General features: G+C 43.4%; 19 protein-coding genes. 7 read left to right on the top strand and 12 right to left on the bottom strand.

Features of this window, described 5'->3' with window-relative positions; all coding sequences use genetic code 11:
• The first annotated feature begins 19 nt into the window (after window positions 1–19).
• Complete coding sequence (locus GB993_RS01750; protein WP_161002866.1) at window positions 20–817, top strand: lp_1002 family arylesterase; 798 nt, start codon at window positions 20–22, stop codon at window positions 815–817.
• Between the two features lie 249 nt (window positions 818–1,066).
• Here GB993_RS01750 and GB993_RS01745 read toward each other — a convergent pair whose 3' ends face one another.
• Complete coding sequence (locus tag GB993_RS01745; protein ID WP_161002865.1) at window positions 1,067–1,525, bottom strand: MarR family winged helix-turn-helix transcriptional regulator; 459 nt, start codon at window positions 1,523–1,525, stop codon at window positions 1,067–1,069.
• Between the two features lie 804 nt (window positions 1,526–2,329).
• Here GB993_RS01745 and GB993_RS01740 point away from each other — a divergent pair.
• From GB993_RS01740 to GB993_RS13170, 5 genes are all read left to right on the top strand, one after another.
• The gene (locus GB993_RS01740; RefSeq protein ID WP_161002864.1) at window positions 2,330–2,884 is read left to right on the top strand and encodes a GNAT family N-acetyltransferase; all 555 of its coding nucleotides are present in this window, start codon (window positions 2,330–2,332) and stop codon (window positions 2,882–2,884) included.
• Window positions 2,885–3,132: 248 nt separating this feature from the next.
• A complete protein-coding gene (locus GB993_RS01735; RefSeq protein ID WP_431188874.1) occupies window positions 3,133–4,455 on the top strand; it encodes a C1 family peptidase in 1,323 nt (440 codons plus the stop codon).
• Window positions 4,456–4,647: 192 nt separating this feature from the next.
• Window positions 4,648–4,941, top strand: coding sequence for a hypothetical protein (locus tag GB993_RS01730; protein WP_161002862.1), 294 nt, complete (start codon window positions 4,648–4,650; stop codon window positions 4,939–4,941).
• 80 nt (window positions 4,942–5,021) lie between these two features.
• Window positions 5,022–5,708 (top strand): response regulator transcription factor, encoded by a 687-nt coding sequence (locus GB993_RS01725; protein WP_161001021.1) that lies wholly within the window; start codon window positions 5,022–5,024, stop codon window positions 5,706–5,708.
• Complete coding sequence (locus GB993_RS13170) at window positions 5,705–7,060, top strand: ATP-binding protein (protein WP_161002861.1); 1,356 nt, start codon at window positions 5,705–5,707, stop codon at window positions 7,058–7,060. The genes GB993_RS01725 and GB993_RS13170 overlap by 4 nt, the downstream gene beginning before the upstream one ends.
• A 58-nt stretch (window positions 7,061–7,118) precedes the next feature.
• Here the strand turns inward: GB993_RS13170 and GB993_RS01715 are convergent, their stop codons facing one another.
• The 10 genes from GB993_RS01715 to GB993_RS01670 form a co-directional block, all read right to left on the bottom strand.
• Window positions 7,119–7,796 (bottom strand): 2,3-bisphosphoglycerate-dependent phosphoglycerate mutase, encoded by a 678-nt coding sequence (locus tag GB993_RS01715; protein WP_161002860.1) that lies wholly within the window; start codon window positions 7,794–7,796, stop codon window positions 7,119–7,121.
• A gap of 151 nt (window positions 7,797–7,947) precedes the next feature.
• Window positions 7,948–9,048 (bottom strand): LysM peptidoglycan-binding domain-containing protein, encoded by a 1,101-nt coding sequence (locus tag GB993_RS01710; protein WP_161002859.1) that lies wholly within the window; start codon window positions 9,046–9,048, stop codon window positions 7,948–7,950.
• 243 nt (window positions 9,049–9,291) lie between these two features.
• Complete coding sequence (locus GB993_RS01705) at window positions 9,292–10,239, bottom strand: AEC family transporter (protein ID WP_161002858.1); 948 nt, start codon at window positions 10,237–10,239, stop codon at window positions 9,292–9,294.
• A gap of 145 nt (window positions 10,240–10,384) precedes the next feature.
• Window positions 10,385–10,786 carry a DUF956 family protein gene (locus GB993_RS01700; protein WP_161002857.1) on the bottom strand — a complete coding sequence of 134 codons (402 nt, stop codon included), beginning with the start codon at window positions 10,784–10,786 and terminating at the stop codon, window positions 10,385–10,387.
• A gap of 155 nt (window positions 10,787–10,941) precedes the next feature.
• Window positions 10,942–11,877, bottom strand: a complete 936-nt coding sequence (locus GB993_RS01695) for a PTS system mannose/fructose/sorbose family transporter subunit IID (RefSeq protein ID WP_161002856.1) — start codon at window positions 11,875–11,877, stop codon at window positions 10,942–10,944.
• Between the two features lie 21 nt (window positions 11,878–11,898).
• Window positions 11,899–12,708 carry a PTS mannose/fructose/sorbose transporter subunit IIC gene (locus GB993_RS01690; protein ID WP_161002855.1) on the bottom strand — a complete coding sequence of 270 codons (810 nt, stop codon included), beginning with the start codon at window positions 12,706–12,708 and terminating at the stop codon, window positions 11,899–11,901.
• A gap of 30 nt (window positions 12,709–12,738) precedes the next feature.
• Window positions 12,739–13,731 carry a PTS sugar transporter subunit IIB gene (locus tag GB993_RS01685; protein ID WP_161002854.1) on the bottom strand — a complete coding sequence of 331 codons (993 nt, stop codon included), beginning with the start codon at window positions 13,729–13,731 and terminating at the stop codon, window positions 12,739–12,741.
• A gap of 84 nt (window positions 13,732–13,815) precedes the next feature.
• Window positions 13,816–14,310: a PTS sugar transporter subunit IIB gene (locus tag GB993_RS01680; protein WP_017262609.1), complete on the bottom strand. Its 495-nt coding sequence runs from the start codon at window positions 14,308–14,310 to the stop codon at window positions 13,816–13,818.
• The gene (locus tag GB993_RS01675) at window positions 14,310–14,723 is read right to left on the bottom strand and encodes a PTS sugar transporter subunit IIA (RefSeq protein WP_161002853.1); all 414 of its coding nucleotides are present in this window, start codon (window positions 14,721–14,723) and stop codon (window positions 14,310–14,312) included. Before GB993_RS01675 ends, GB993_RS01680 begins: the two co-directional genes overlap by 1 nt.
• 567 nt (window positions 14,724–15,290) lie before the next feature.
• Entirely contained in the window at window positions 15,291–15,974 is a 684-nt protein-coding gene (locus GB993_RS01670; protein WP_161002852.1) for a Crp/Fnr family transcriptional regulator, read from the bottom strand.
• Between the two features lie 194 nt (window positions 15,975–16,168).
• On the opposite strand from GB993_RS01670, the gene rpsN reads away from it, so the two are divergent.
• Window positions 16,169–16,438: a 30S ribosomal protein S14 gene (gene rpsN / locus GB993_RS01665; RefSeq protein ID WP_017262606.1), complete on the top strand. Its 270-nt coding sequence runs from the start codon at window positions 16,169–16,171 to the stop codon at window positions 16,436–16,438.
• 99 nt (window positions 16,439–16,537) lie between these two features.
• Here the strand turns inward: rpsN and GB993_RS01660 are convergent, their stop codons facing one another.
• Window positions 16,538–17,557 carry an LCP family protein gene (locus tag GB993_RS01660; RefSeq protein ID WP_161002851.1) on the bottom strand — a complete coding sequence of 340 codons (1,020 nt, stop codon included), beginning with the start codon at window positions 17,555–17,557 and terminating at the stop codon, window positions 16,538–16,540.
• Window positions 17,558–17,563: the final 6 nt, after the last annotated feature.

Below are 17,563 nucleotides of genomic sequence, written 5' to 3'. Positions count from 1 at the left end.
TAAACACGAGGTGAATGTCATGCAAATTGTCAAAAAAATGTTAAACCAACACAGCTATTATAAGGGTTTTATGCAAGATCGACCCGGTCAACAAGGTCAAACCACTTTTCCAACTATCGTAATTGTGCCTGGTGGTTCATACACCCATATTCCTGAAGCACAAGCTGAAAGTGTCGCTTTAACCTTCTTTGCCAAGGGTTTCAATGCCGTCTACTTGCGGTATTCCTTCGTCGGCGAAGTCACACCCCTACTGCCAGCACCGATAGTTGAACTCGGTCAAACGATTAGTCAACTCAAGCAAAATCCTGATTGGCCAATCGATGCCAACGCTGTCATTCCATTTGGGATGTCAGTTGGTGGTCACATTGTGGCACTCTACAATGATTACTGGTCCTCATCATGGTTAAGCGAGGCCACCGGTGCCACCGCCAGCGTGTTGGAACCAGCCGGCGCCATCCTTGGTTATCCCGTTATCAGCCCATTATTAGGTTTTCCCAAGGATGAAAAAACCATTGCACAATGGACTGATGATCCAACTAAATATGCAGCTGAACAACACGTCACCGTGAAAAATAAGCCAGTTTTCGCTTGGGTTACTAACGAAGATCAAGCAGTTCCTGTAACAAATACATTATCGTACGTTCAGGAAAGTTATAATCACAACTTACCACTTGAACTCCATGTTTTTAACCACGGACCACACGGCTTGGCGCTTGCCAACAATGTTACCGCCTGGAAACCAGGGACAGATTTGCCACACGTAGCCCACTGGTTACCTTTAGCCATCGAATGGATAAACGATTTACTCGACAAGTAAGTTGTCTTCACGTTAAGTTAATAGGCTATTTTTGACAAGCCATTTACAAAATTCGCACCGCAAATAAACAGTAAAACGGACATTCAGGGGAAAATCTGAATGTCCGTTTTACTGTGCGAAGGTGATTTTACTTAACGTTAAATCAGTGAATCAATAAATAAGTACTGTCTGTGTCCCCTTAATAACAATGACACACCACAATACGAAATGATTAACTGATCTGATATTGTGATCGGTCACGCAATATTTTTAGTTCTCTACGTTTTGATCTAACACAGCCACAAAGTGTTCAAAGTATTTACTCAACTGTGTGATTTCTTTGAGACTCATTTTTTCAAGAATCGCTGCGACCGTTTTCTTTTCGTGAACATCTAATTCTTTGATCACCCGTTTCCCCTTGAGTGTAAGGTGAATAAAATGCTGGCGCCGATCATCCGGACTGACTTCAACTTCAATTAAACCAAATTGTAACAACGTCTTTATTTGTGTTGAAATTGCGCCCTTGGTAATATGATTTTGTTTTGCCAACACGTCTAAAGTAATCCGATCATTTTTTGCAATCTGACTAAGCAAGGATAGTCCACGCCATCCAACACCAAGACTTTTTCCAATGCATTTTAAATGTTGCTCAACTTTGAGAAAATCACGTAGATAACTTTCATCCATCATTTCAATTACAATTTGTGCAGCGGTCTGCTGTTTTGCCATATTTAAACTTCCTAATAATGTGTCCAGAGTGGTTTGCGTCTATAAATTAGTGTTTTAAAAACCAAACGATTCAAACAACACTTCAACTCATTATTTTCGTCCAATTTGCTCAACACTAAATGAATGTCATCAGTCGGCATAAACTTCTTTCTTCAAGAAAAGATCTGAAAAGTTACGCAATATAGACCGTGCGTCACAGTAACCAGCGATAAACATGTATGAGGCAAGCATTTACGATGTATTAAACAATAATGAGTTATTGTACTGTTTGTTTCAGTACCTAAAATATTACTTCTCGTGCGTGGCATTTCTTATCAAATATTTCAAACTCAACAAGATTGTTGACAAGGTCGTAACGGATTATGCTTTTTACAGTTTCATCTTTCGACTAGCAACTTTGCTTTCAGACATTGCAGCAGCATCTGATTAGAGTTCTCTGTGCACTGTTGTGAAAGTTTCACATTCCCTGATTTAGTAAGCCTTTGGAGCCCTTTTTATAATTGAAATTATGAGTTAAAAATTAATGTTCAAAACACTAGCCTTTTGTAAGTAAACCGTGTAAAATGCTTCTTCGTGGTCGACAAAATGACCTTTTCATCAGGCAGTGACCAGCCAATGAAAAGTGTAACTGATGAGGAGTTACCCACCCATAATATGGTCACTGTCATGATTCCTCGTGAATCAACCTGGCTGCTATTAGCAGCACATTGCGCGTGTCATAACACAGATAAGCCATTGAACGTAAATTCGATATCGTTTAATGAACTGTCCTCGTTATGTCACCAATAAAAAGGAGCGAGTCTCATGACAACATCAACGCTTAACGTAACTCTACACTTCGCAGAAATGAACGACCTACCAGCAATTAAGGACATCATTACTGATGCCCGTGACTTCTTGGCAGAACAAGGAATCAACCAATGGCAAGATGGTTATCCAGAAGACAGCGTCATCGCTGGTGATATTGATCGCGGCGAAACCGTTGCTTTAAAAGACGACGAAGGCACAATTTTAGCGATTGCTTCTCTCGTGAAAGGTATCGATCACCCATATGAAGCAATCACGGATGGCACATGGCGTGTAACTGGCACAGAAACAAATTACGTATCTATTCACCGCGTTGCCATGGCTAAAGCATCTCGTGGTCATCACCTAACACATGATTTCTTTGATCTCATGTTGGAACAGATCCGTCTCGACCCAGACGTTGAGAGCGTGCGGCTTGACACTCATCCGCAAAACTTTGGCATGCAACATGTAATCGAAACGAATGGTTTTTCATACATCGGTTTGGTGCCCGTCACGGGCGGCCAGCCAGACGAACGAAATGTCGCTTATGACATGGTCTTGGACCGTTAATTGAATATGCACGAAAAAAGACAATCAGCGATTTTGCTGATTGTCTTTTTTCGTAACTACCTATGTTATCTGTTATCCAGCACTAGCCTTAACAACGAAAAACTTCATGACCCAGCTCTCGTTTAACAACTTTACCCACTGTGGAAGCACAAATCTAGTTTGCGTCCACTCACCTCTTTTTAATGTTCTTCTAATGCAGTATACTGTTTTCATGCATATAAAAAGGAGTGAGCCATTTGAGTACTGAAATTACACCTGATCAAATTCGCCGTTACGAAAGCGAATTGTCAGAACGCAAGGACGCCTCTGTTTTGGAACGAGCCGTTAAGAAGAACGGTATCCTAGCAACTGCCCAAGACGACATTGCTAATGTCAACATGACACCAATCTTTTCCATTGATTTGGACACTGGTCATGTCGCTAACCAGAAGCAAAGTGGGCGTTGCTGGATGTTTGCCGCATTGAACACCATGCGCCACGCTATGAAGGATACCTTCAACCTGCCTGGTGACTTTGAATTATCCCAAAACTACACCTACTTCTGGGACAAGTTCGAAAAGGCTAACTACTTTTACGAAAATGTCATCAATACGGCCGACAAGCCATTAGATGACCGTAAAGTTGCCTTCTTGATGGAAACGCCTCAACAAGACGGTGGTCAATGGGACATGATTTGTGCCATCATTGAAAAATATGGGGTTGTGCCACAATCTGCAATGCCAGAAACCTTTAACTCATCTGCTTCTGGTCAAATCAACAGTTTATTAAACCTGAAGTTACGTAAAGATGCCGTTGAATTCCGTGAACTGGTTGCTAACAAGGCTAGCCGCGCAGAAATTGACGAAATGAAAGATCGTAAGTTACAAGAAGTTTATCGCATCTTATCTTACAGCTTCGGTGAACCTGTCACTAAGTTTGATTTCGAATACCGTGACAGTAACAAGGAATACCATATTGATCGCGATTTAACACCTAAAACATTCTACGACAAGTATGTTAAGTGGGATCTGTCTCAATACGTTTCTATCATCAATGCGCCAACTGATGACAAGGAATATAACAAGACCTACACCGTTGAAATGTTAGGTAACGTTGTCGGCGGCCGTGAAGTTAAACATTTGAACGTCTCAATGGAAGACTTCAAACAAATGGCCATTGCACAATTACAAGCCGGTCAAAGTGTTTGGTTCGGTTGTGATGTTGGTCAAAGTTCTGACCGTAAGAACGGCATCATGGATACTAAAGTTTACGCTAAGGATGAATTATTCGACGTTGACTTCTCCATGAGCAAAGCTGAACGATTGGACTACGGTGAAAGTCTGATGACTCACGCCATGGTATTGACTGGTGTTGACCTTGTCGATGGCAAGCCAACTAAGTGGAAGGTTGAAAATTCATGGGGCGATAAAGTTGGTGACAAAGGTTACTTTGTTATGAGCGATGCCTGGATGGATGAATACTGCTACCAAGTAGTTGTTAACAAAAACTTCATGCCTGAAAACCTGCAAAAGGCTCAGGAACAAGCGCCGAAAATGTTACAGCCTTGGGATCCAATGGGTGCCTTAGCTTAATAAGTGCATATTTAATGTATGATAAAAACTGTGAGTTTAGTGCTCACAGTTTTTTGTTTGCCATTTTCCACGGCCCTTTACTTTTTCTTTTCTAGCTTTTAAGCTCTCTTTATGTTGCGTTCAATATGATTAATCATGTTCCAAAGCAATCGAAATGAACTAAACATCTTGTGTTCGAATGGAGTGATCGATATGTTAAAGGATTCTCGTGATTTAATTTCAGCAAAAGTTATTGTGGCACAATGCCCTACCCTTGTGGCCGAAACAGAAACCGGTCAAAAGTTTGAAGTGAACGTCACACGCCAACAAAAACGTGATCCATTGTTTTGGGCCACCATCGCTGACATTTTACGTGAAGGGATCTGGGTACCCGTTACCAAAACTTATCACCAACTCTGTGACAACGGTTGGCTAGTTAATCCATCCAGTCGCTTGGTTCCAGCGGTCGCATCGGAGGGCATTTTCGACTACAATAATCAAAAGTAATCCAATACCCAAATAAATTTACATTTGATAAAACAAGTTTAACAACTAGAGAATTCTTATCTTCGAGGGGGAGACAAATTATGCAACAACTTGCGCGAGGCTTAATTGTTGAAGATGACCACACTGTGTCAGACAGCATCAAGGAATTACTCACCGACGTGATTACCTGCGACCAGGCGTTTGATGGTGAAGATGGTGAATTCATGGCCACTCAAGGAATTTACGATCTCATCATCCTCGATTGGATGCTGCCACTGGAAAGTGGTCTGGATGTTCTCAAGGCCATTCGGGAACAACACTTAGACGTCCCCGTCCTATTTTTAACCGCCAAGGATGGCTTGGATGACAAAATCCGTGGTTTTAACTTAGGCGCAGATGATTATCTCACCAAGCCTTTCCATCGTGAAGAACTTTTATTAAGAGTGCGAGCACTACTAAAACGTAGTGGTAGCTTTCTAAACGAAAACATTCTGACTATGGGCAGCATCAGTATTAATTTACAAAACCATGCTGTTACTGTTAATGACAAACCTGTGCAATTGAACGGCAAAGAATTCGACTTGCTGGTGTACTTTATTCAAAATCAAGGAACGATTGTGACCAAGGACCAAATTTTTGATCGCCTTTGGGGATTTGATTCTGAAACATCCATTACAGTAGTCGAAGTTTACGTTTCAAACCTCAGAAAGAAACTCAAGCCAACCGGTGCGGATGCATACATCAAAACATTGCGTAACGCTGGTTACCTTGTGGGAGCAGAACAGTGAAAACGAAACAAGCACAACACGCCTTCGGCAAACAACAATGGTGGCTATTTGTCAGCGAACTCATCAGTTTCGCCGTCATCTTTCTCACATTGGGCACTATCTTATGGCAGGTTTTTCAACCCTCCATTTACCAAAGTGTCACGCGCGGAATCAAGGTGCAACGTCAAATATTGCTTGGACAACGTGTAACTGGCGGTCCGGCTAGCCAGGACGCATACCGGGCCATTGCTTTTCGGACGTCCCTGCTGGTCTTTGACTCAGACGGTACACTCATCAATGGCAATCCGATGGCCGGCACACCAAATGCAAATAACTCAGCTAACCAGCCAAAAAAGAAGAAAAAAAATGGTTCCCAAAACGATTATGTTAACGTGCTTCAACAAATTAAACTCAATCCACATCATTTGAATGAACTGCGCGACATTCGCGTGAACGGCCAAAACAACTTTCGCACGATGACAATCAAAGTTCCAGCTGCCAACAATGCATTGGGTTATGGCGGCTACTATGTAATGATTGTGACTAACACCGATTCCGAACACGTTTCTGTCGGTGTATTCAAACGCACACTATTGTGGACGATGGTAACCTTCTGGTTAATTTCAATCTTGCTGAGTTATGTGCTGGCTCGTCTCAATATGCGGCCAATTCTGCGATCTTGGCAACGACAGCGCGAATTCGTCGCCAATGCTGCACATGAATTACGAACACCACTGACTGTCATCCAAAACAAACTCGAAATGATGTTAACCCGTCCAAATGATAAGGTCATGGATCAAACTGAACAAATCACCATGTCCCTTTCTGAAGTAAGACGTTTGAATTCGCTAACCAGTGATCTACTGTTACTAGCGCGTTCAGATTCGGATATGACACAGATTCGAACTGAGTCTGTCGCGATGGCACCATTTTTAGAAACAGTCATTCAACCGTACTCAGAAATCGCAGACAGCCAGGATAAACACTTTGAGGAGAACATTCAGCTTGACCGTGATTTAGTGATCGACAAGCAACGAATCCACCAATTGATTGTCATTTTCTTGGACAACGCGCTGAAATACACCGAGGCAGGTGCAACCATCAGCTTTTCAGCTCGACTCGTTAGCAATCGTTGGGAACTTCAAGTAAAAGACACGGGTATCGGCATCAAAGATCAAGATAAAGCGCACGTTTTTGACCGCTTCTATCGCGTCGATAAGTCCAGAAGTCGTGCAACAGGTGGCAATGGTCTCGGCCTCTCCATCGCTAAGTGGATCATTGACAGTCACCGCGGCAAAGTCACTATCACTGACAATCATCCACAAGGAACCATTTTTACCATTAGCTTCCCTCTAACAAAGCCAAAAAAATAAGGGGTTTCCGACATGTGCTCACGCAAATGTTGGTAATCCCTTTTGTTTTACTTAAAAATTACAAAATCTGTTTATTAATCACATTTAAATGCTCATCGAACGTATAGTGGATTGGCTCCGCATTGGGTACCTCGACCTTGCTAATGTCTGCGTCACTAACATGATCCAAATACTTGATCAACGCTCTCAGCGTGCTGCCATGAGCCACAACCAGTTGATTGTGACCATCAAGCAGACGTGGTGCGACTTCGTCCACCCAGTATGGTATCAAACGGTCATAGGCCATGGCTAAACTTTCACCACGAGTCAAAATCGTCTTTGGAAAACTAGCGTATCGTCGATCGTACAAATGATCTGGCTGGTCCAAAAGTGGCGGCACAACATTGAAACTTCTGCGCCACTTGGCCACCTGGTCTGCGCCGAACTGAATTCGTGTTTGATCTTTATTAAGTCCACGTAAGGCGCCATAGTGACGCTCATTTAACCGCCAACTTTTGTGTTCAGGAATCCAAAGTTGATGAATCTCGTCCAGGACTAGGTGGGTGGTTTGTATCGCACGTTGTAGCAAAGAAGTGTGCACATCTGTAAATTGTAACCCAGTTGCTGCCAGAATTTTGCCAGCCTGCTGTGCCTGCTCGATTCCCTTAGGTGTCAACGGAACGTCAGTCCACCCTGTATAAATATTGTCACGATTTGCCGTGCTCTCACCATGACGAATAATAACCAACTCTACCATTTCTCTCATCCCAACTCGTCTTAATTCTTCCACTTAGCCTGACGTGTTATTACTTCACATCAACTATCGTACCATGCCAGTAAGGTGAAGTGAAACTAGTTCAAACAAAAAAAGAACCGCCACAAGGACGATTCTTTTAATTAAATTCAATTTAGAAGTGGATGTATCCAGCAGCTTCGCTAGCAGAGATAGTCCGTGCGTTGTAAGCCTGACCATTGAAGTTACCTTCAATGATGTTAACCGTGCCGTTACCGTTAACGCCAGTAACGTAAGCAACGTGCATGTAGCCAAAGAATGCAACTGAACCGGCAGTTGGTGTTTGGTTAACTGCAACGCCACGGGCAGCAGCGTTAGCACCCCAGGCGTTACCATTACCAAGGTAGGCCCACTTAGAACTGGAAACACCTTCAGCTTGTAAGATACCAGCTACAAATGCAGTACATTGACCAGCTGGGTAACCTTGAACACCGCTGTAGAAACCGGCAGTACCGGCAGCCTGAGCACCACCAAAGGCAGCTGTAGTGGCAGCAGGTGCTGGCGTGTTAGTTGTTGCAGGTGCTGCTTGAGAAGCAGGTGCCTGTGAGGCTTGTGATGCTGGGGCTTGAGAAGCGGCCTGACTAGCAACACTAGTTGCTTGAGAAGCAGGTGCCTGTGAGGCCTGAGATGCAGGTGCTTGGCTAGCTTGTGATGCTTGGCTTGCCTGTGAAGCAGGAACTTGGCTAGCTTGTGATGATTGACTAGCTTGTGAAGCTGGTGCTTGACTAGCAGCTTGTGAAGCAGTACCAGTTGTGTGTAGTACTTGGCCAACCATCAAAACGTTAACATTTGAAATGCCGTTTAAGGAAGCCAAGTCAGAAACTGACTTACCTGTTTTAGAAGCGATGGCGTTTAACGTGTCACCAGCAACAACTGTGTAGTCACCGTTAGCATCTGCACTCGTAGCTGATGTTGCGGCTTGACTTGGAGCCTGACTAGCAGTTGGCGCAGCTTGACTAGCTTGTGATGATGACGTCTTGCTGTCATTATCATCAGGAATAATCAAGTCCTGATCAACATAGATTAAGTTGGCATCAGTCAAATGGTTCGCCTGTACAATAGCATCAACAGTCGTGTGGTTTTTTTGTGCGAAAGCCCACACAGTGTCACCTTTAATTGATTTTACAGTTGAAGCATTAGCTGATAGTTGAACACCAGCCAAAACGCTGGCAGCACCAGCAGTTGTTAATAATACGTTTTTAATAGACTTTTTCACGTTATTCACTCCTAAACAATTCATCCCGTTTGAACGACTCTATGTAGCAATTACTGTGATTAATACTAGTCTTCGCGTGTAACAGGTCCATACCAGCCATATAACACTTTATTACAAATGTTACAACAGAGTTACGCTGCTCTATGAAAAGCCCTTGAAAACGCGGTTTAGCGCAACTTATTGTCAAACATGCGGACACAAAAAAATTAAGAAAAAGTGAAGTTGTTACGAATTCACTAAGGATCAAACCACTTTTTGAATCAAAACCATCATGATTGGGACCACGATAAGTGACATTAATGTCGTTTCTGTAACCATAATTGACGCAAAATCAGCGTCTGCATGATACAACTTGGCAACCACAGGTGCGTTTGTCATTACCGGCATACAAGACTGCAGAATGAAAACTTGCTTCATCAGTGTCGGCATATCTGCATGCATAACAAGTAATATCATCAAAACCGGCGCGAAGATGAACCGTCCGGACAAGACGCCCAAGCTGTTTCGATTCAACCGCATATTCTTAAGGCCTGCATTGTACACGGAAACACCGATGAAAAGCATGGATAACGGTATCGTCAAACCGCCCAGATACGTAAACGTTTGGTTCAAAAACTTTGGCAAATGCACGTTGACCAAGACCAGCACAACCCCAATCATGAATCCGATCAGTGGTGCAGAGAAGATTTTTCGCAAAATCATGCCAAACGTGAGATGCTCTCCGACTGACCCATCACGTTGAATAAAGTAGACGCCGATCGTCCAAAAGATCGTCGTATTGGCCATGTAGTACACCAACACATACGGTAAGCTCTTACTACCAAAGATGGCCATGTTAATTGGCAGCCCGACGAACACTGTGTTTGAGTTAAAAAACATGGATGTAAACAGGCCCCTGCGGCTTGGATCAATCCGAAGGACATATACCAGTCCCCACGCAAGAATCATCAGCAACATCATTGAAATGACAGGGAAACGTAAATCAGGCAATAAGGCATACAATTCGCGTTTGGAAAAATCCCGTGTAATAGAAATAATCATGTATGCGGGCAAAGCTATCTGGGTGACCAACTTAGCCAACAATCTCGTTGAGTTCTCATTGAACCACCCTTTGCCTGCGAGGACATATCCCACAGCCACCATCAGAATAATAATTAAAACACCCTGTGCACTTTCAAAAAAGATTCCCATGAATTTACAGTCATTCTTTCTGTTAGTTAATATTTTAGTTAATGATTTCTAGTATAGCACTCCCCTTTAACGTGATTAAATGGCAAAAAACACCACGTATTGTCGACAAGTGACAATGCGTGGTGCTTACAATTTTGATCGTTAATTACTGTTGTTTTTGTTTTCGTGAACGTGGCCGCCGGGTAAATAGCGCTTTTAAATTGCGGCGCATAACCTGGAAAAACGTCAATGAGCGAACAATATGATCTGCATCAACATGATTACGAATGGCACGAAGCACAGCTTTGGGGTGTCGCGAAGAGAACTTGTAAGTCCCGTTCCGAGTTGTTTGAAGCGCATAACGAGGAATCACTTTACCCTTGAACATCACGGAGGCAATCACTAAATCGACATCCTCCCATGGAATCTGGATAAACTTATTGCTGTCACGATCGTTGTAAAACTCGAAGGCCTTATCACCGACCATAATCTTGCCGTAGTCGCCCATCCCCATATAGGAAGTGCCATCGATAACCATTTCAACCTTTGTATTCAGTGATTCAACCATGTTCTTCTCTCCTAACCTGTATTCAAACGCCTATCCGCATCATACTACGTTAACCACCATTTTCAAACGCAGCAACAATAACCTATTTATAATGCCAAGGGCACTTACTTCCGGTTGCCCGAAAATGAGTGCCCCTAACAAACCGTAACTTTTGATTAAAGCCAACCAACCACGTGGAGTAAAATACCAACGATGAAAATACCAAGAATGATAATGATTGGTGAAACTTTCTTCTTTAATAGCCACATACATAAGAAGGTCAGTAACAAGGCAGCCAAACCTGGAATCAATTGATCCAAGTTATCTTGCAATGTCGTTACTTTAACTTTGTCTAATGACAAACCTTTACCTAATTGGTACTCAGTCAAGGCCTTGTGGATACCAGCAGCACCACTTGGGAGATGGTTCCAATCGATGAAGGCACCTTTTTGTTGAGTAATCCGTGAAACAACGGGCTTGAAGTCAATCTTAACCCAACGTTGAATCAAGGCTCCAATAACAAACATCCCCATCATGGAAGCACCACGGGTAACCTTTTGTAGTAAACCACCAGATAAGTCATCAGTGATTCGTGAACCAGCACGGTAACCAAATTCCTGGGTGTACCACATGAATGCCCAACGGATTAAGTTCCAAAGAACGAAGAACAGTATTGGTCCAACAATGTTACCAGCAATCGCCAATGAAGCACCTAAGGCACCGACAATTGGACGAACGGTGTACCAGAAGACTGGGTCACCAACACCGGCCAAAGGCCCCATCATCCCAACTTTAACCCCTTGAATGGCAACGTCGTCAACTGGCGCACCATTGGCACGATCTTCTTCAAGTGCTAGCGTAACACCAAGAATTGGTGAAGCTAAGTATGGGTGAGTGTTGAAGAATTCCAAATGACGTTTGTATGCGGCAATTCGGTCTTCTTTTTTCGTATATAACTTGTTCAGGGCAGGCATAAGTGAATATAGCCAACCACCGTTTTGCATACGTTCATAGTTCCAAGAACCTTGGATGAACGTTGACCGCCAAGCAACCTTTAAACGGTCGTTTCTTGTTAAACTAATCTTTTTAGTATCAGTTTTATTATCAGCCATTTTCGTTTCCCTCCCCTAATTTTAATAGTCGTCCAATATGTCGCCTAACGGATCACCGGTGTTATTGTTGCCACCGCCTCCGTTACCGCCATTTGAACCATGTTCATCAAGCTTCAAGTACATCAGGGCCATGGAAAGGCCGATAGTACCAATAGCAATTAGAGTCAGGTCAGTCAATGCAGCAAGTGCAAAACCAATCGCGAAGAAAGGCCAAACTTCGGAAGAAGCCATCATGTTGATAACCATGGCGTACCCAACGGCAACAACCATGCCACCACCAATGGCCATCCCATCTGATAACCACTTAGGCATTGCTTCCAACATTGCCCGCACTTGTGAGGCTGGGATAATCAGCAGTAATGCTGCTGGAATCGCAATCCGCAAACCTTGTAAACAGATACAAACTACTTGCCACATATTAATTGTGCGGTAGTTACCTTTTTCGGCCGCAGCATCCATAACATGGATAATAGCAACCGTGATGGTACGAACAATCATGGTTAGGAATAAACCGGCAACGGCCAGTGGAATCGCAATCGCGATAGCTGAACCAATACCTGCGCGTCCTTGACCACCTTGAACCAAAATAATAGCAGATGCGACTGATGCCAATGCGGCATCGGGTGCAACAGCGGCACCAATGTTTGCCCAACCTAAGGCAATCATTTGAAGGGAACCACCCAAAATAAGTCCGGCTGTCAATTGACCAGTAACCAAACCAATTAACGTACAAGCGATTAAGGGTTGATGAAATTGAAATTCATCCAAGATTCCTTCCATGCCGGCAAAGAATGCAACGATTACAATCAGAATCATTGATATAGCAGACATTTGAAAATCCTCCTATCTATGTGATAAAAATTATGAATTTTGTAGTTCTTTACGAGCTTTTTCAACGATGTCGTCCATGTTGGCTGATGAATCATCCGGCACTTTCCGAACATCGAACTTAATGCCCGCTTGCTTAAGTTTATCGAAGGTCTCAACGTCTTCTTTACCAAGTGACAGAACCTTGCTGACAGCAACTTTGCCAGCTGAGTGAGCCATTGAACCGATATTCAACGTCTTGATATCCACACCACCTTGAATGGCACGTAATGCGTCTTCTGGTGTTTCAAACAAAACCAACGCCTTTGTGGCACCAAAACGAGGATCCTTGGCAACCTCAATCATCTTGTCGACTGGGATAACGTTGGCTTTAACACCCGGTGGTGTTGCCTCAACAATCATATTCTTACGTAACTTATCCTTAGCAACATTATCTGAAACAACGATAATGCGGTCTGGATTAACAGAACGGGTCCAAGCAGTGGCAACTTGCCCGTGAAGCAGACGTGAGTCGACACGCACCAATCCAAACTTGATGTGCCCATCGCCTAAGACTGTTCCTGGTGCTATTGCGGCTTTTGGCTGGTTACTGCCAGCGTCAGCCTTGGAAGCCTCTTCCTTTGGCTGTAACGACTCTGGCTTGATGCGTACACCATCTTTTGCCGTTTGTAGGATATGCGCAGCAATTTCATGTGCGTTATCCATTGTCATCCGAGAACCGTAAGCTTCAATGACCATTGGCAAGTTCATGCCGGTCACAATAGCCCACTTATCCTTGTGTTCTTCAAACAGGCTGTTTGCCTGATTAAATGGTGTTCCACCCCAAAGGTCGATCAGAATCAACACTTGATCTTGATCATCAAACGTCGATACTGCTTTTTCGAACTTGGCGTGGACATCATCTGGGCCTTCACTTGGCAGCAAGGTGACCGTTTGCACGTTCTCCTGTTTGCCGAAGATCATTTCACCTGATTGGTAAATACCTTCAGCAAAGCCGCCATGACTGGCTAAGATAATCCCTACCATGTGTGTCCCTCCTAAATTAATAAAATGTGAAGCCATTAATTATTCGCAACGTTTAGTTTTAACTAAACGCTACCGGAAATCAAATCAGATGCCTTCCTGCGCCAACAACGCCATTAAATCGCGTTTTTTATCCGTTGGCACCTTTCGTACTTCCAATTCGACGCCCGCATTGTGCAATTCGCGGAAAGTCTGTGCATCATCCCCACCAATTGCTACGGCATCCGTCACCATTTTTTTGCCATCTGTAAAGCTCAGGCTACCGATGTTAACGGATTTAATCTCGACGCCACTTTTAACAACGCGCAACACATCGCGTGGTGTTTCAAACAACAAGAACGCTTTGACTTGGTCAAACCGTGGATCCTGATAAACTGAAATCAATTTATCAACCGGAATCACATTAACCTCTACACCAGCTGGCGCAGCTTGCGTGATTAACGTCTTCCTCAAGTTGTCCTTAGCAACGCCATCTGACACGACCAGGATCCGATCTGGAGAGATTGCCTTTGTCCAAACCGTTGCCACCTGGCCATGCAGTAATCGTGAATCAATTCTTACCAACCGAATGTCCATGCTCATTAGTTGACCTCCTCGTCAGGTGTCGTTAAATCCAAATGTTTAACGCCCGCTTTAGCGATTTCTTCTAAGTGCGGGATCACCTGATCCAATGTTTGGTTGCGAACGGTATACGCCTCAATCAGCATTGCCAGATTTAAACCAGTGATTAGACCCATCCGGTCCGTGTGCTCGGCAACGATCCGACTAGCAACATTAAACGGTGATCCACCCCACAAATCTACGAGGAACAACACCTGATCATCATCGTCAAAACTTGCCAGCGTTTGGTCAAACTTCTTTTTCAAGTCATCTGGACCTTCGTCTGGCATGAACGTCACAGTGGCCACTTTTTGCTGATCACCGAAAATCATTGTGGCAGACTGCTTAATGCCGTCCGCAAAGCTACCGTGACTGGCTAAAACAATTGCTAGCATTTCGTGTGCACCTCCCTTCACGACTCAATCGGGAACAATGTCAATTATATGGCATAAGATTGACTTTTTCACTACATACGTATTATAGCTGTTAATTGATTGTCAGTAAAGCGCTTACAATCTTGTTTACAAAAATCCGTTGAACCCATCTTGATATGTACGTGAAAGCTTGTCCCTAATATCTTAAGCACGTGACTAGCATACCGTAGTGAAGCGCTTACATCAAGTACAAATTACCCCCTAAGTGTCCGAAAAGTTTCAAAATGGACTAGACAGGTTGATAGACGGGCATTTTCCGTTTTTTAAAAAATTTTGATTTTTTTGATAAGTTATCTGCCTTTTATCTGAACCTCTTTTAGCGCGTTTAAAAGATGGTGTCTAGTGCTCTCGCTTTCGTGTTTTCAAATATGAATATTAGTCCTTTTGTGGCCTATTTACAGTACAGGGTGTTGTGTGTTCGTTAATTAAAGAAATTAAAGGAGACAACGTCTTGAATCATCATAAGACGCTATCTCCTTTAGCTTTGTCACATGTTTAATTGAAAAATCAATCGTAACCTGTCGGCAATTAATCTTGTAATGCAAGTTGATCCGCATCTAAAATCGCAATTTGATTACCGTGACCCTTCTTTAACCAACCAGCTGTCTGAAATTCATTTAATTTACGACTAATTGTTTCCGGTGTAGTTCCCAAGTATACGGCTATTTCCTTCTTTTGGAGCGGCAATGTGAACATTGTCTGCGCTGGAAAACTTGCAGCCGTTTCGACTAAATAGTCGGCCAGACGACCGCCAATTGAACTCGTGGTCACACTTGTTGCCTTACCCTCTAGTTGACTGATTCGTTTGCCGAATTCATTAAGGATACCTAGAGCTAGTTGCGGCGCCCTTGCCAACAACGTCTGAAAGTCCGAACGCTGAATCGAGCACACCTGTGTTGGCACCAATGCTTCCGCATAACTTGTCCGTGTAACCGGATTGAAAAGCGCCGCCTCGCCGTCGAAATCCCCCGACTGAAGTAAGTATAATAATTGTTCACGTCCATTTGCAGCTAGTTGATAAACTTTGGCCTGACCAGCGGCAATAATGGTCAACTGATTAGCCTCGTCGCCAGCGTTAAACAGCGTTTCGCCCTTTTCATAAACATGTTCATGAACAATGGCGCTCACCTGCTGCAATTCAACCGTCGTCAATTGCTTAAAGATTGGTACCAGTTGAATACAATCGTGTGTGCCCAGTTTCTGTTCCCGCATCTTGGCACCTCCTCATATACAAGATATTGTAACAGGTAAATTCCAAAGTAAACTTGATTTGGATCAAGTGTGTAAAATGCTTTGTTTTAGTAAGCATATCTGTTACACTAAATAGTAATCGTTACAGTTCTTGGTAACAAGTATTATTATCGTCATATTAAGTTAGTCAATTTTAGGAGGAATGAATTCAGTTTATGGCAAAAAAATCTAAGATTATTAAAGAACAACGTATTGAAGCTACAGTTGCGAAGTACGCTGATCAACGTGCTCAAATGAAAGCGGCTCATGACTACGCTGGGCTCGCCACCCTGCCGAAAAATGCTTCACCAGTACGCATTCACCGTCGTGATAAGATCGATGGTCGCCCGCATGCTTACTTGCGTCAGTTTGGCCTATCACGGCTCAACTTCCGTCAGCTCGCATTACAAGGCAAAATTCCTGGTGTTCGTAAAGCTAGCTGGTAATGCATTGGTCCAATCTGTATAAATAATTTTTAACTAAAAACTGCCAGAGTGATGAATTTGGTCATCACTCTGGCAGTTTTATTTTGTCTTTACAATAGTTTATTCATCCGTTTTTGCTGAAAGGTCCAAACTCTTACGGATCTCATTAGTAACCCGTTGCTTCTCGCTTGAACCGACCACTTCAAACGACTGACCATTAATCATCTGACCTTGTCCTTGCATGTGGTCAGTGGTCATGTCTTTAGTAGAAGACCGATAGCTAGATGCAAGTTTAACCAAGTCGGAGCTGGTTAAATCCGTTTGTGACTCATTAGCAATCGAGTTTAAAAAGCTAGGGTTCAAAACCGTCTGAACAGAAATGGACTTTCTAAACAGCGCTTGAACAACTAACCGTTGACGTGTTTGACGACCATAATCGTTTTGAGGATCATCATAACGCATCCGTGAGAACTTCAAGGCAGTTGAGCCGTTCATGTGGTAGGTTTGCCCCTTAACGAAAGAAGCACCCTCATAATTGAAAGTTAATGGTGATGTAACCGTCACACCGCCCACTTCATTAATTGCTTTTTCCAAACCACCCATGTTCAACAGTGCATAGTAGTCAATCGGAATGTTTAACAGATTCTGGACCGTTTTAATGGTTGTCCCAACACCACCGTATGAGTAGGCAGCGTTGATTTTGGCCGGTGAATCCTGAGGGTAACCGGCAATATCTGTCATCGTGTCACGAGGTAAGCTGACAAGCAGCATCTTCTTAGTCCGTGGGTTGATGGTCGCAATCATGATCGTGTCGGTCCGACCTTTATCAGTTCGTCCCAAAGCACCGGTATCAGTTCCCAGGAACATAATTGAAATTGGCTTCTTACTCTTTAGCACTGACTGTGTGTCACGTGCCTTAGTAATTCCGGCCGATTTATAAGCTTTGTTGCTGGCTGAATTGATGTTGTGATAAGCCATTGCCCCAAAACCGACAATTACTAACACTAAGACTATGACAATGCCCCAGAACCAGCGCCAAGGATGAAAACGGCGATGGCCGTTGCCACCCTTATTACCACTCGTTGGTTGTTCATTATGGCGTTGCATTCTTGATGGTTCTTGATTTGGTTCGTTATCCATATTCGG

The sequence above is a fragment of the Furfurilactobacillus milii genome (genome assembly GCF_009864005.1).
In the GTDB taxonomy this organism is placed as follows: domain Bacteria; phylum Bacillota; class Bacilli; order Lactobacillales; family Lactobacillaceae; genus Furfurilactobacillus; species Furfurilactobacillus rossiae_B.
The sequence above is the reverse complement of the archived record's forward strand: the minus strand, read 5'-3'. Positions and strand labels throughout refer to the sequence as shown.

Bases quoted from the DNA above. Each gene is read 5' to 3' on its own strand.
- GB993_RS01695 (WP_161002856.1), bottom strand. From the start codon at position 11,877: ATGGCTGATAATAAAACTGATACTAAAAAGATTAGTTTAACAAGAAAC.
- GB993_RS01690 (WP_161002855.1), bottom strand. From the start codon at position 12,708: ATGTCTGCTATATCAATGATTCTGATTGTAATCGTTGCATTCTTTGCC.
- GB993_RS01660 (WP_161002851.1), bottom strand. From the start codon at position 17,557: ATGGATAACGAACCAAATCAAGAACCATCAAGAATGCAACGCCATAAT.
- GB993_RS01715 (WP_161002860.1), bottom strand. From the start codon at position 7,796: ATGGTAGAGTTGGTTATTATTCGTCATGGTGAGAGCACGGCAAATCGT.
- GB993_RS01685 (WP_161002854.1), bottom strand. From the start codon at position 13,731: ATGGTAGGGATTATCTTAGCCAGTCATGGCGGCTTTGCTGAAGGTATT.
- GB993_RS01675 (WP_161002853.1), bottom strand. From the start codon at position 14,723: ATGCTAGCAATTGTTTTAGCCAGTCACGGTAGCTTTGCGGACGGCATT.
- GB993_RS01700 (WP_161002857.1), bottom strand. From the start codon at position 10,786: ATGGTTGAATCACTGAATACAAAGGTTGAAATGGTTATCGATGGCACT.
- GB993_RS01740 (WP_161002864.1), top strand. From the start codon at position 2,330: ATGACAACATCAACGCTTAACGTAACTCTACACTTCGCAGAAATGAAC.
- GB993_RS01750 (WP_161002866.1), top strand. From the start codon at position 20: ATGCAAATTGTCAAAAAAATGTTAAACCAACACAGCTATTATAAGGGT.
- GB993_RS01680 (WP_017262609.1), bottom strand. From the start codon at position 14,310: ATGAGCATGGACATTCGGTTGGTAAGAATTGATTCACGATTACTGCAT.
- rpsN (WP_017262606.1), top strand. From the start codon at position 16,169: ATGGCAAAAAAATCTAAGATTATTAAAGAACAACGTATTGAAGCTACA.
- GB993_RS01670 (WP_161002852.1), bottom strand. From the start codon at position 15,974: ATGCGGGAACAGAAACTGGGCACACACGATTGTATTCAACTGGTACCA.
- GB993_RS01725 (WP_161001021.1), top strand. From the start codon at position 5,022: ATGCAACAACTTGCGCGAGGCTTAATTGTTGAAGATGACCACACTGTG.
- GB993_RS01730 (WP_161002862.1), top strand. From the start codon at position 4,648: ATGTTAAAGGATTCTCGTGATTTAATTTCAGCAAAAGTTATTGTGGCA.
- GB993_RS01705 (WP_161002858.1), bottom strand. From the start codon at position 10,239: ATGGGAATCTTTTTTGAAAGTGCACAGGGTGTTTTAATTATTATTCTG.
- GB993_RS01745 (WP_161002865.1), bottom strand. From the start codon at position 1,525: ATGGCAAAACAGCAGACCGCTGCACAAATTGTAATTGAAATGATGGAT.